This window comes from Stenotrophomonas sp. TD3, from assembly GCF_001939825.1.
Classification (GTDB): Bacteria; Pseudomonadota; Gammaproteobacteria; order Xanthomonadales; family Xanthomonadaceae; genus Stenotrophomonas.
This window is the reverse complement of the sequence record NZ_MOYM01000001.1, coordinates 364,016-377,090: the sequence shown is the minus strand read 5'-3', so window position 1 is coordinate 377,090 and position 13,075 is coordinate 364,016. Positions and strand designations below refer to the sequence as shown.

Sequence of the window (13,075 nt, the reverse complement as noted above, 5' to 3'; positions counted from 1 at the left end):
AAATCTAATGACCGAATCATTTGCCGAACTGTTTGAAGCCAGCCAGGCCAACCTGGCCAAGCTGAAGCCGGGCGCCATCGTCAGCGGTACCGTTGTTGAAGTCCGCGGCGACGTCGTGGTGATCAACGCTGGCCTGAAGTCCGAAGGCATCGTGCCGATCGAACAGTTCCGTAACGACGCTGGCGAAATCGACGTCGCCGAAGGCGACATCGTCAAGGTCGCCCTCGACTCGATCGAGAACGGCTTCGGCGAAACCGTCCTGTCGCGCGAGAAGGCCAAGCGCGCGATGGTGTGGGACGAGCTGGAAGAAGCGTTGGAAAAGAACGAAACCATCACCGGCCGCATCAGCGGCAAGGTCAAGGGTGGTTTCACCGTGGACATCAAGGATGTCCGCGCCTTCCTGCCGGGTTCCCTGGTCGATGTGCGCCCGGTGCGCGATCCGGCCTACCTGGAAGGCAAGGAACTCGAGTTCAAGCTCATCAAGCTGGACCGCAAGCGTAACAACGTCGTGGTCTCGCGCCGCGCTGTCGTCGAAAGCGAGCACTCGGAAGAGCGCGAGCAGCTGATGGACAAGCTGCAGGAAGGCGCGATCCTGAAGGGTGTCGTCAAGAACCTGACCGATTACGGCGCGTTCGTGGACCTGGGCGGTATCGACGGCCTGCTGCACATCACCGACATGGCGTGGAAGCGCGTGCGTCACCCGTCGGAAGTCGTGAACGTCGGCGACGAGCTGGACGTCCGCGTGCTGAAGTTCGACCGCGAGCGCAACCGCGTTTCGCTGGGCCTGAAGCAGCTGGGCGAGGATCCGTGGGACAACATCGGCCGTCGTTACCCGGCCAACAGCCGCGTCTTCGGCAAGGTCTCCAACGTCACCGATTACGGTGCGTTCGTTGAGATCGAGCCGGGCGTCGAAGGCCTGGTGCACGTCTCCGAGATGGATTGGACCAACAAGAACGTCAACCCGTCCAAGGTTGTCCAGGTTGGTGATGAAGTCGAAGTGATGGTGCTGGACGTCGATGAAGAGCGTCGCCGTATCTCGCTGGGCATGAAGCAGGTTGCCGCCAATCCGTGGGAAACCTTTGCTGCCACCCACAAGAAGGGTGACAAGGTGTCGGGCCAGATCAAGTCGATCACCGACTTCGGCATCTTCATCGGCCTGGACGGCGGCATCGACGGCCTGGTCCACCTGTCCGACATCAGCTGGAACACCACCGGCGAAGACGTCGTTCGCAACTTCAAGAAGGGCGATACCCTGGACGCCGTCGTCCTGGCTGTCGATCCGGAGCGCGAGCGCATCTCCCTGGGCGTGAAGCAGCTGGAGCAGGATCCGTTCGGCCAGTACATGGCTGCCAATCCGAAGGGCTCCAAGGTCGAAGGCGTGGTGAAGGAAGTCGACGCCAAGGGCGCGATCATCGAGCTGGCTGACGGCATCGAAGGTTACGTCTCGGCCCGCGACATCGCCAACGAGCGCGTTGACGACGCCACCCAGCACCTGAAGGTCGGCGACAAGGTCGAAGCCAAGTTCGTGGGCATGGACCGCAAGGGCCGTACCCTGCAGCTGTCGATCAAGGCCAAGGACGACGCGGAAATGCGCGAAGTGCTGGAGGAATACCAGTCCTCTTCGGCTTCCAGCGGCACCACCCAGCTGGGCGCGCTGCTGCGTGCACAGCTGAACGGCAACAAGTCCGAGTAATCGGCCTTACGCTGTTCGTTGTTTCCTGGACGGCCCGGGCATTGCCCGGGCCGTTTCAGGCTGAGATGCCCCTGATGTGAGCCGGTAATGACCAAATCCGAACTGATCGAAATCCTTGCGCGCCGCCAGGCGCACCTGAAGGCCGATGATGTCGATCTGGCGGTGAAGTCGTTGCTGGAAATGATGGGCGGATCGCTGTCCGCCGGGGATCGCATCGAAATCCGTGGTTTTGGCAGCTTCTCGCTGCACTATCGTCCGCCGCGCCTGGGTCGCAACCCGAAGACCGGCGAATCGGTTGCCCTGCCGGGCAAGCATGTCCCCCATTTCAAGCCGGGCAAGGAACTGCGCGAGCGGGTCAGCAGTGTGCTGCCGCTGGACGCCGATCCGGCCTGAGCCTTCCGTCGCGCCACCGCGTGCGAATCCAGCCGCGAGTCGGATAAGCTACGGACTCCTGCCACTGGAGCTGTCGCATGAAGGTTTTTCGTCTGCTGGTCCTGCTGGCGGTGCTGATCCTTGGATTGATCATCGGTGCGGTCAACATGACCGCGATGTCGATCAACCTGCTGTTTACCCAACTGCACACCTCGGTGGGCGTGGCCCTGATCGCCGCGCTGCTGGTCGGTGTCGTGGTCGGTGCCGGGCTGGTGCTGGTGAGCGTGGTCATTCCGCTCTATGGCCAGCTGCGCCGCGCCAACAAGTCCGCTGTCGCCTCGCCGGCACCGGTTGCTTCCCCCCAATCTTTTGATGGACGTTGATCGAAGATGGATTTCGTCACCGAGTGGTTCTGGTTCTTCCTGTTCGTTCCGCTGGCCGCCCTGGCCGGGTGGGTGATCGGACGGCGTGGTGGTCAACGCCACGGTGACAGCCAGGTCAGCCGCCTGTCGAGCACCTATTTCCGTGGCCTGAACTACCTGCTCAATGAGCAGCCGGACAAGGCCATCGAGCTGTTCCTGCACATCGCCGAGCTGGACAAGGAAACCTTCGAGACCCAGGTCGCGCTGGGCCATCTGTTCCGCCGCCGTGGTGAAGTCGACCGCGCCATCCGCTTGCACCAGGGGCTGGTCAATCGCCATGACCTGAGTGACGCGCAGCGCGTGCAGGCCCTGCTGGCCCTGGGCGAGGACTACATGAAGTCCGGCCTGCTGGATCGCGCCGAGACCGTGTTCACCGAGCTGGCGCAGCTGGATCAGCGCGCACCGCAGGCGCTCAAGCACCTGATCGGCATCTACCAGGCCGAGCGCGACTGGGAAAAGGCGATCGACAACGCGACCCGTTTCGAGGACGTCACCGGCGAGCCGATGGGCAAGCTGATCGGGCAGTTCGAATGCGAACTGGCCGAACGTTTCCGTGGCGCCGGCAAGCTGGAAGAGGCGAGGGCGGCGATCGCCCGGGCCTACCAGGCCGACGCGATGTCGGTGCGCGCCGGCATCATCGAGGGCCGGCTGGAAACCGACGCGGGCAATCCGGAGGCCGCCGTGCGTGCCTTCGAGCGTGCCGCGCGCAACGACCCCGAATACCTGCCGGAACTGCTGCCGGCGCTGATGCAGAACTATCGCAAGGTCGGCGATCTGGCGGGCGCACGCGCGTTCCTGTCGGAGATGACCGAGCACTACCGCGGCATCGCCCCGGTACTGGCGCTGACCCGGCTGATGGAAGAGCAGGAAGGCGTGGCGCCGGCCCGTGCCTACCTCGGTCGCCAGCTCAAGGATCGCCCGTCGGTACGTGGCGAATCCGCGCTGATCGACCTGACCCTCGCCGAGGGAGCCGATTCCACCGCCACCCTGCATGACCTCAAGCACATCACCGACCAGTTGCTGGTGCGCAACCCGGCCTATCGCTGCACCCGCTGCGGCTTCGGTGCGCGTACCCACCACTGGCAGTGCCCGAGCTGCAAGGAGTGGGGGACGGTCAAGCCGCTGCTGAACTACGCGGTGCTGTGATCCATGCCCTGGCTTGTGATGGGCGCGCTGCTGGGGCTCGCCCTGCTGAGTGCGCTGCTGACCTGGGCTGCACGCGGCTATGCGCTGCGCCAGCAGTTGATGGACCAGCCCGGCGAACGCCGCAGCCATAGCGTCGCCACCCCGCGCGGTGGTGGCATCGCCATCGTCATCAGCCTGCTGGTGACGGCCGGCGTGGCCATCTGGGCATGGCCCGAAAGCACGCCGACGGTGCTGGTGGCCAGCCTTGGGCTGGTGCTGGTGGCCGGCATTGGCTGGTGGGACGACCACAAGCCCCTGCCGGCGATGCGTCGCCTGCTGGTGCATTTCATCGCCGCAGCGCTGCTGGCTGGCCTGGTCAAGGTGAATGGTGGCAGCTGGCTGCTGGCGGCGCTGGTGCTGCTGTTCACCGCCTCGCTGATCAACATCTGGAATTTCATGGACGGCATCAATGGCATTGCCGCCAGCCAGGCCGTCGTGGCGATGCTGGGGCTGGCACCGGTGCTGCCGTGGCCGTACTCGCTGGCTGCCGTGGCCCTGGGCCTGGCCTGCCTTGGATTCCTGCCGTTCAACTTCCCTCGGGCCCGGATCTTCATGGGTGATGTCGGAAGTGGCGCGCTGGGGTATGCGGTCGCCGCCGTGCTGGCGCTCGCCAGCGTGCGCACCGATATCAACTGGATCCTGCTGCTGGTACCGGTTTCGCCGTTCCTCGTGGACGCCGGCTTCACACTGCTGGCGCGCATCATTTCCGGACAACGCTGGATGGAACCCCATACCCAGCACGTCTACCAGCGCGCGGTGCAGGCAGGAGCCAGTCACCCCCAGGTGACAGGGATGTACTTTGCTTTGGGCCTGTTCAGTATTACAGTGTTCAATGTCTGCTCCAATTTGCAGCCGAGGTGGGAGGCTGCCGTGGCGATCACGTGGTTCATCGCGTTGAGCGTCCTCTGGCTCCTCCTGCGCAATGGAATGCGCCACCGACAAGGAAATACCTGACTTATGGCTTCACCCTGGCGGGACAGAATCCTCGGCCTGATGCCGCGTTCGGCCATCGTCTGCCACGACCTCTTCATGGTCTGGGCATGCTGGCAGTTGCTCCATGCAGGGCGCTACTCGATCCTGCCCAACGCCCCGGCGCTGCCCCTGTGGAACGTCGATACCACCCTGGTCCTGCTGCTGCAGGGCCTGGTGTTCTGGCGCGTGGGCCTGTACCGCGGCCTGTGGCGGTTCGCCAGCGTCAGCGACCTGCTGAACATCTTCAAGGCCAGCTTCATCGGCATGGTGGCCATCGTCCTGGTGCTGATGTGGAAGCGCTTCGACGGCGTACCGATGTCGGTGCTGGTGATCTATCCATTCGCGCTGTCGGCACTGCTGGGCGCGCCGCGCCTGCTGTACCGGGCCTGGAAGGACTACCAGGCGCTGCAGTCCGATTCCAGCGCCCGCCGCGTGTTGATCCTCGGCGCCGGCCAGGCTGCCGAAACCCTGGTGCGTGACCTGCGCCGTTCCGGCAACTTCGAGCCGGTCGGCCTGCTCGACGATGCACCGCACCTGCGTGGTGCCAAGCTGCAGGGCCTGCCGATCCTCGGCACCCTGGATGACGCGCCGACGGTGGTCCGCGAGACCGCTGCCAAGCTGCTGGTCATCGCCATGCCGTCGCTGGATGCCGCAGGTATGCAGCGTGTGGTCGCGATCTGCGAAAGCACCGGCGTGCAGTTCCGTACCGTGCCCAAGCTCAGTGACATCCTGCAGGGTCAGTCGCTGCCGGGTCAGCTGAAGGAAGTTGCGATCGAAGACCTGCTGGGCCGCAAGCCGATCATGCCGGACTGGAACCTGATCCGAGGCTGGTTGGGTGGGCGGACCGTGATGGTCACCGGCGCCGGTGGTTCGATCGGCTCGGAGCTGTGTCGTCAGTGCGCGCGGCACGGTGCGGGGCGCATCATCCTGCTGGAGATCAGTGAACTGCTGTTGCTGACCATCGAAGGCGAGCTGCGTCGCAGCTTCCCAGATGTCGAGATTGAGGCGGTGCTGGGCGACTGTGGCGACCCGGCGGTAATTCGCCACGCACTGTCACTGCACCCGGTCGATACCGCTTTCCATGCGGCCGCCTACAAGCATGTGCCGGTGCTGGAACGCCAGCTGCGTGAAGCGGTGCGCAACAACATCCTGGCGACCGAGAATGTCGCCCGCGCCTGTCTGGAAGCGCGCGTGGAGCATTTCGTGTTCATCTCCACCGACAAGGCGGTCGACCCGGTCAATGCGCTGGGTGCGAGCAAGCGCTACGCCGAGATGATCTGCCAGAGCCTGGACCAGAAGTCCACGCATACCCGTTTCGTCACGGTGCGCTTCGGTAATGTGCTGGCGTCGGCCGGCAGCGTGGTGCCGCTGTTCCGCGAGCAGATCCTGCGTGGCGGGCCGGTCACTGTCACCGACCCGGAAGTCAGCCGCTACTTCATGACCATTCCCGAGGCCTGCCAGCTGATCCTGCAGGCGGCCGCGTCGGCGTCGCATGGTGCGATCTACACCCTGGACATGGGTGAGCCGGTGCCGATCCGCGTGCTGGCCGAACAGATGATCCGCCTGACCGGCAAGCAGCCGTACAAGGACATCCAGATCATCTATACCGGCCTGCGTCCGGGCGAGAAGCTGCACGAGACGCTGTTCTATTCGGACGAAGACTACCGCTCGACCGCGCACCCGAAGATTCTCGAGGCCGGCGTGCGTACGTTCTCGCGCGACATGGTGCTGGGCAACGTTCCGCGCCTGCGCGAGGCGATTGCCAGCTACGACACCGCCAGCATCCAGGAAATTCTGTTTGCGACGATGCCGGAATTCTCGCCAATCGAACAGGATGCTTACATTTCATCCGCTAAAGTCGTGCCTTTTCCGGCACGTGAGGCCAACAGGCACCAATGAGCAAGCGAATTCGCAAAGCAGTTTTCCCGGTGGCAGGGCTGGGGACGCGTTTTTTGCCAGCAACCAAGACTGTGCCGAAGGAGATGCTGCCGATCATTGATCGGCCGCTGATCCAGTACGCAGTGGATGAAGCCATCGAAGCCGGCTGCGACACGCTGGTGTTCATCACCAACCGCTACAAGCACGCCGTCGCCGACTATTTCGACAAGGCCTACGAGCTGGAGCAGAAGCTCGAGCGCGCCGGTAAGCAGGAGCAGCTGGAGCTGATCCGCCACGTGCTGCCCAATGGCGTGCGCGCGATCTTCGTGACCCAGGCCGAGGCGCTGGGCCTTGGGCACGCGGTGCTGTGTGCCAAGGCGGTGATCGGCGACGAGCCGTTTGCCGTGCTGCTTCCCGACGACCTGATCTGGAACCGTGGTGCCGGTGCGCTGAAGCAGATGGCCGATCTCAACGAGGCCAGTGGCGCCAGCGTGATCGCGGTCGAAGACGTGCCGCACGAAAAGACCGCCAGCTACGGCATCGTCGCCACCGAGGCATTCGATGGCCGCAAGGGCCGCATTTCGCAGATCGTCGAGAAGCCGAAGCCGGAGGACGCGCCGAGCGACCTGGCCGTGGTGGGCCGCTACGTGCTGAGCCCGAAGATCTTCGAGCTGCTGGAACAGACCCAGACCGGTGCCGGTGGCGAGATCCAGCTGACGGATGCGATTGCCGAGCTGCTGAAGACTGAAGAAGTCGATGCCTATCGTTTCGAGGGCACCCGCTTCGACTGCGGTACGCACCTGGGTCTGGTGGAGGCGACGATCCGCTTCGCGCTGGACAACCCGAAGCTGGCCGGTCCGGCGCGGGAGAAGCTGGCGGCGATGCTGGCGGAATAAGGGTTTTATCAAGCGCTCCGTGCTGCGCCTTGATTGGTACGTGATGGGCGGGACGGGCGGGCCTTTGCAGGACACGCCGTAAACCCATCCCTGGGGGCTCGATGGCGCCATCCATGGCGCCAACGGTCCTGCAAAGGCCTACCCGTCCCGCCTGCCAGGTTTCCTGCGGGCGCGGACGGGAAGGGCGGAATCAAGGGCAAAGGCAAAAGCAAAAAAGGCAGCCAATGGCTGCCTTTTTTGCTTGTTGGGGTCGGATCCCTTTGCGCAGCAAGGGGCTCTGACCCCAGCTTTTGACCCTGCCTTTGCTCATCCCTCCGCCGCGCGGAATGCCGGGTGGCGCGGGTGGGTGAGGCTGCCCGGGACTGTCAGCGGCATGGATGCCGCTGCCAAGCCCCCAGGGACGGGTTCACGGCGTGTCCCGGGCAGTTTCACCCACCCGGGCCCTGCAAGCAGACCGACATCCAGCCGGCAACGCTCTGAACCTTACAGCGCCTCGAAAATACCCGCTGCGCCCATGCCGGTGCCGATGCACATCGTCACCATGCCGTACTTCTGCTGGCGACGACGCAGGCCGTGCAGCAGGGTCGCGGTACGGATCGCGCCGGTGGCACCCAACGGGTGGCCCAGGGCAATGGCGCCGCCCAGCGGGTTGACCTTGCTCGGGTCCAGGCCGCAATCGCGGATCACTGCCAGCGACTGCGCGGCGAACGCTTCGTTCAGTTCAATCCAGTCCAGCTGGTCCTGGGTCAGGCCGGCCTGCTTCAGTGCCTTCGGGATCGCGGCGATCGGGCCGATGCCCATCACTTCCGGGCGCACGCCGGCCACCGAGAAGCTGACGAAACGGGCCAGCGGGGTCAGGCCGTAGTCCTTGATCGCCTGTTCCGAGGCCAGCAACACCGCGCCAGCGCCATCGCTCATCTGCGACGAGTTACCGGCGGTGACGGTGCCGCCGAACTGGCCGTTGCGGAACACCGGGCGCAGCTTGGCCAGGCCTTCGGCCGAGGAGTCCGGGCGCGGGCCTTCGTCGGTGTCGGCGATCTTGTTGCGGGTGATGATGCGCTGGCCGTCGGCCAGGTCCGGCAGGTGCGAGACGATCTCGTACGGGCTGATCTCGTCCTTGAACTCGCCGTTCTGGATCGCGGCCATGGCCTTCTGGTGCGAGGCCAGGGCGAAGGCGTCCTGGTCTTCGCGCGAGACCTTCCACTCTTCAGCCACCTTCTCGGCGGTGATGCCCATGCCGTAGGCGATGGCGACGTGGTCGTTGTCGAACACGCTCGGCGCCATGGCGATCTTGTTGCCCATCATCGGCACCATCGACATCGACTCGGTGCCACCGGCCAGCATCAGGTCGGCGTTGCCCAGGCGGATCGCGTCGGCGGCCTGCGCCACGGCCTGCAGGCCGGAGGAACAGAAGCGGTTCACGGTCTGCGCCGCGATGGTGTTCGGCAGGCCAGCCAACAGCACGCCGATGCGTGCCACGTTCATGCCCTGCTCGGCTTCCGGCATGGCGCAGCCGATGATCGCGTCATCGATGCGGTTGACGTCCACGCCCGGGGCCTGGGCGACGACGCTGCGCAGCACGTGCGCAAGCATGTCATCGGGACGGGTGTTGCGGAACATGCCCTTGGGCGCCTTGCCGACCGGGGTACGGGTGGCGGCGACGATGTAGGCGTCCTGGATTTGCTTGGTCATTGCAGTGATCTCTCGAATTTTTTAGCCGGAGTGCCGACCAACGGTCGGCACCCACCAGAGGCAGAGGAGTGCCGACCAACGGCCGGCACCCGCCATCAATCAGTTACGCAGCGGCTTGCCGGTCTTCAGCATGTGCGCGATGCGGGCCTGGGTCTTTTCCTGCTGGGCCAGTTCGACGAAGTGCTTGCGCTCCAGGGTCAGCAGCCACTCTTCGTCGACCAGGGTGCCGCGGTCGACCTTGCCGCCGCACAGCACGGTGGCGATGCGCTCGGCGATCTCGTAGTCGTACGGGCTGATGAAACGGCCTTCCAGCATGTTGACCAGCATCATCTTGAAGGTGGCGATACCCACGTCACCGGCGACCTGGATGCGGCGTGCCGGCAGCGGCGGACGATAGCCCGCTTCGGCCAGCGCACGCGCTTCGGCCTTGGCGATGTGCAGCGCCTCGTAGCTGTTGAACACCACCTTGTCGGTGCTGCGCAGCAGGCCCAGTTCCTTGGCGTTGACCGCCGAGTTGGACACCTTGGCCATCGCCACGGTCTCGAAGGTCTTCTTCAGCTCGGCGAACACGTCGCCGCCCGGGCCCGCGGCCTGCGAGGCGCGCACGGCCAGTTCCTTCAGGCCACCACCGGCCGGCAGCAGGCCGACGCCAGCCTCGACCAGGCCGATGTAGCTTTCCAGGAAGGCCACGGTCTTGGCGCTGTGCATCTGGAACTCACAGCCGCCACCCAGGGCCAGGCCGCGCACGGCAGCCACCACCGGCACCAGCGAGTATTTGATGCGCTGGCTGGTGCGCTGGAAGTTGGCAACCATTTCTTCGAACTGGTCGACCTTGCCGGCCTGCAGCAGGCCCAGCGCGCCGGCCAGGTCGGCGCCGGCGGAGAAGGGTTCCTTCTGCTGCCAGATCACCAGGCCCTGGAAGTCCTTCTCGGCGCGGCTGACGCATTCCTGCAGGCCGTCCAGCACCTGGTCGGAAACGGTGTTCATCTTGGTCTTGAAGCTGACCACGGCGATGCCATCACCGTCGTGCCACATGCGCAGGCCGTCGTTCTCGAACACGGTCTCGCCCGGTGCGAACTTTTCGCCCAGCAGCGGATCCGGGAAACGCTGGCGCTGGTACACCGGCAGCGACGAGCGCGGCAGCTTGGCGTTGCGCGACGGGCTGTAGCTGCCTTCGGCGGCATGCACGCCGTCGCGGCCATCGAACACCCAGTCCGGCAGCGGGGCGTTGCTCATGCTCTTGCCGGCAACGATGTCATCGGCGATCCACTGCGCGACCTGCTTCCAGCCGGCGGCCTGCCAGGTTTCGAACGGGCCCAGCGACCAGCCGTAGCCCCAGCGGATGGCCAGGTCGACGTCGCGCGCGGTCTCGGCGATGTCGGCCAGGTGGTAGGCGCTGTAGTGGAACAGGTCGCGGAAGGTCGCCCACAGGAACTGTGCCTGCGGGTGCTGGCTCTCGCGCAGCTTGGCGAACTTCTCGGCCGGGTTCCTGATCTTCAGGATCTCGACCACTTCCGGTGCGGCTGCGCGATCAGCCGGACGGTAGTCCTGCTTCTCCAGGTCCAGCACCACGATGTCCTTGCCGACCTTGCGGAAGATGCCGGCACCGGTCTTCTGGCCCAGTGCGCCCTTGGAAATCAGCGCATCCAGCCACTTCGGCGACTTGAAGAACTCATGCCACGGATCATTCGGCAAGGTGTCGCCCATGGTCTTGATGACGTGCGCCATGGTGTCCAGGCCGACCACGTCGGAGGTGCGGTAGGTGGCCGACTTCGGGCGGCCGACCAGCGGGCCGGTCAGGCCGTCCACTTCATCGAAGCCCAGGCCGAACTGCTGGGTGTGGTGGATGGTCGACAGGATCGAGAACACGCCGATGCGGTTGCCGATGAAGTTCGGGGTGTCCTTGGCGTACACCACGCCCTTGCCCAGGGTGGTGACCAGGAATTCTTCCAGGCCTTCCAGCACCGCAGCGTCGGTGGTGGTGGCCGGGATCAGCTCGGCCAGGTGCATGTAGCGCGGCGGGTTGAAGAAGTGCACGCCGCAGAAGCGATGGCGCAACTGCTCGGGCAGCACGTCGGCCAGCTTGTTGATGCCCAGGCCCGAGGTGTTGGAGGCCAGCACGGCGTGGTCGGCCACGAACGGCGCGATCTTCTTGTACAGGTCCTGCTTCCAGTCCATGCGCTCGGCAATGGCCTCGATGATCAGGTCGCAGTCCCTCAGCTGCTCCAGGCCGGACTCGTAGTTGGCCGGGGTGATGGCTTCGGCCAGCGACTTGCTGGCCAGCGGTGCCGGGCTCAGCTTGCCCAGGTTGGCGATCGCCTTCAGCACGATGCCGTCGGCCGGACCTTCCTTCGCAGGCAGGTCGAACAGCACGGTGTCGACGCCAGCGTTGGTGAGGTGGGCGGCGATCTGGGCACCCATGACGCCGGCACCCAGCACGGCGGCGCGGCGGACTAGCAGGGAATTGGACATGGTGTAGGGCCTTTGTTGGTCAGCAGTTACTGGGTGGAATCAAAGGGAAGCGGGCAGGGCGCTGGCGCGAGCGGCGGCGCGGAACCCGGCTTCGGCGAAATGGATCAGTTCGTGGGCGGCATGGGCACGATGCGCCGCTTCGGTGACACCGGCGGGACGCTTGATCAGCCCGAAGTCGGCCATGGCATAGGTGAGCGAGCCGGCCAGGAAGTCCAGGCGCCAGTACAGCTCTTCCTTGCTCAGGTCGGGCACGCACTCGCCGATGGCCTTGCCGAACGCGCGCAGCACGTGGCCGTAGTGATCGGACAGGAACTTGCGCAGGTTGTCGTTCTTCTCGGCGTAGGCGCGGGCGATCACGCGCACGAAGGCGCCGCCGTTCTGGCGGTCCTGGGCCAGCGCCAGGGCCGGCTCGACGAAGGCGGCCAGCACCGGGCGCAGCTGCCCGGGGTGTTCGGCGCGGGCGCGCTCGAGCTGTGACAGGCGGGCGCCGGTCATCTCGTCCATGCGGCGGCGGAACACCTCGTTGACCAGGTTTTCCTTGGAGCCGAAGTGGTAGTTGACCGCAGCGATGTTGACGTCGGCCTGGCTGGTCACCTGGCGCAGCGACGTGCCGGCGAAGCCGTGCTGTGCGAACAGCTCCTCGGCCGCGCCGAGAATGCGGTCCTTGGTCGAGAAGTGGGCGGGTTTGGCCATCGGCGGGCGGGCCTTAATCAAACGATTGTTTGATACTAGGACCAGACGGTAGCGTATGGCATTTTGCAGTGCAGCAAAAATGCCTGCGGCGGTCAGAATCCGCTCAGGTGGGTGAATGGGCGGGGCGGGGTCGGATCCCCGAACGGGGCTCCGACCCCAACGGTGGGCCCGGAATAGGGGGCAGAGCCCCTGCGGGGATCTGACCACCGGCCGCAACGGCGTTGCCGGCCAGCGGCCGGCACTACCACCCTGCCGCTTTATCTTTTACAATTCGCCTACGTTTATCAGGCTAAGCCCGCGTCCCGACGCGGGTTTTTTTCATGTTACCCTTCGGGCCATCAGCGGCCCGATTCCATTGGAGACATCCCATGGCGCTGGAGCGCACCCTTTCGATCATCAAGCCGGACGCCGTTGCCAAGAACGTCATCGGCGAAATCTACGCCCGCTTCGAGAAGGCCGGCCTGAAGGTCGTGGCCGCCAAGTACAAGCAGCTGTCGCGCCGTGAAGCCGAAGGCTTCTACGCCGTGCACCGCGAGCGTCCGTTCTTCAACGCGCTGGTCGAGTTCATGATCTCCGGCCCGGTGATGATCCAGGCCCTGGAAGGCGAGAACGCCGTCCTGGCCCACCGCGACCTGCTGGGCGCCACCAACCCGAAGGAAGCCGCTGCGGGCACCATCCGCGCCGACTTCGCCGAATCCATTGATGCCAACGCCGCCCACGGCTCGGACTCGGTCGAGAATGCCGCGATTGAAATCGCCTACTTCTTCGCCGCCACCGAAGTCGTTTCGCGCTGAGAGTAA

At 65.1% G+C, this 13,075-nt stretch carries 11 protein-coding genes; 8 read left to right on the top strand and 3 right to left on the bottom strand.

The window, feature by feature from the left end; translation table 11 throughout:
- The first annotated feature begins 7 nt into the window (after positions 1 to 7).
- The 7 genes from rpsA to galU all read left to right on the top strand — a co-directional run bounded on the left by rpsA (position 8) and on the right by galU (position 7,418).
- Positions 8 to 1,693, top strand: a complete 1,686-nt coding sequence (gene rpsA, locus BKE09_RS01635) for a 30S ribosomal protein S1 (RefSeq protein WP_005416230.1) — start codon at positions 8 to 10, stop codon at positions 1,691 to 1,693.
- Between the two features lie 87 nt (positions 1,694 to 1,780).
- Positions 1,781 to 2,086 (top strand): integration host factor subunit beta, encoded by a 306-nt coding sequence (locus BKE09_RS01630; protein ID WP_005409286.1) that lies wholly within the window; start codon positions 1,781 to 1,783, stop codon positions 2,084 to 2,086.
- 77 nt (positions 2,087 to 2,163) lie between these two features.
- Complete coding sequence (locus tag BKE09_RS01625) at positions 2,164 to 2,448, top strand: lipopolysaccharide assembly protein LapA domain-containing protein (RefSeq protein WP_014036895.1); 285 nt, start codon at positions 2,164 to 2,166, stop codon at positions 2,446 to 2,448.
- Between the two features lie 6 nt (positions 2,449 to 2,454).
- The gene (lapB, locus tag BKE09_RS01620; RefSeq protein ID WP_005416232.1) at positions 2,455 to 3,633 is read left to right on the top strand and encodes a lipopolysaccharide assembly protein LapB; all 1,179 of its coding nucleotides are present in this window, start codon (positions 2,455 to 2,457) and stop codon (positions 3,631 to 3,633) included.
- A gap of 3 nt (positions 3,634 to 3,636) precedes the next feature.
- Complete coding sequence (locus BKE09_RS01615; protein ID WP_075674691.1) at positions 3,637 to 4,626, top strand: glycosyltransferase family 4 protein; 990 nt, start codon at positions 3,637 to 3,639, stop codon at positions 4,624 to 4,626.
- A 3-nt stretch (positions 4,627 to 4,629) separates the two neighbouring features.
- A complete protein-coding gene (locus BKE09_RS01610) occupies positions 4,630 to 6,543 on the top strand; it encodes a nucleoside-diphosphate sugar epimerase/dehydratase (protein WP_075674690.1) in 1,914 nt (637 codons plus the stop codon).
- Positions 6,540 to 7,418, top strand: coding sequence for a UTP--glucose-1-phosphate uridylyltransferase GalU (galU, locus tag BKE09_RS01605; protein WP_032954121.1), 879 nt, complete (start codon positions 6,540 to 6,542; stop codon positions 7,416 to 7,418). The genes BKE09_RS01610 and galU overlap by 4 nt, the downstream gene beginning before the upstream one ends.
- Positions 7,419 to 7,901: 483 nt before the next feature.
- Here the strand turns inward: galU and BKE09_RS01600 are convergent, their stop codons facing one another.
- The 3 genes from BKE09_RS01600 to BKE09_RS01590 all read right to left on the bottom strand — a co-directional run bounded on the left by BKE09_RS01600 (position 7,902) and on the right by BKE09_RS01590 (position 12,275).
- Positions 7,902 to 9,110 (bottom strand): acetyl-CoA C-acyltransferase, encoded by a 1,209-nt coding sequence (locus BKE09_RS01600; protein ID WP_005409292.1) that lies wholly within the window; start codon positions 9,108 to 9,110, stop codon positions 7,902 to 7,904.
- Between the two features lie 99 nt (positions 9,111 to 9,209).
- Positions 9,210 to 11,582 carry a 3-hydroxyacyl-CoA dehydrogenase/enoyl-CoA hydratase family protein gene (locus BKE09_RS01595; RefSeq protein ID WP_075674689.1) on the bottom strand — a complete coding sequence of 791 codons (2,373 nt, stop codon included), beginning with the start codon at positions 11,580 to 11,582 and terminating at the stop codon, positions 9,210 to 9,212.
- A 39-nt stretch (positions 11,583 to 11,621) separates the two neighbouring features.
- On the bottom strand, positions 11,622 to 12,275 hold the full coding sequence (locus BKE09_RS01590) for a TetR family transcriptional regulator (RefSeq protein ID WP_075674688.1): 654 nt from the start codon (positions 12,273 to 12,275) through the stop codon (positions 11,622 to 11,624).
- A gap of 368 nt (positions 12,276 to 12,643) precedes the next feature.
- Here BKE09_RS01590 and ndk point away from each other — a divergent pair, with 368 nt between their 5' ends.
- Positions 12,644 to 13,069 (top strand): nucleoside-diphosphate kinase, encoded by a 426-nt coding sequence (gene ndk, locus BKE09_RS01585; RefSeq protein WP_008265389.1) that lies wholly within the window; start codon positions 12,644 to 12,646, stop codon positions 13,067 to 13,069.
- Positions 13,070 to 13,075: the final 6 nt, after the last annotated feature.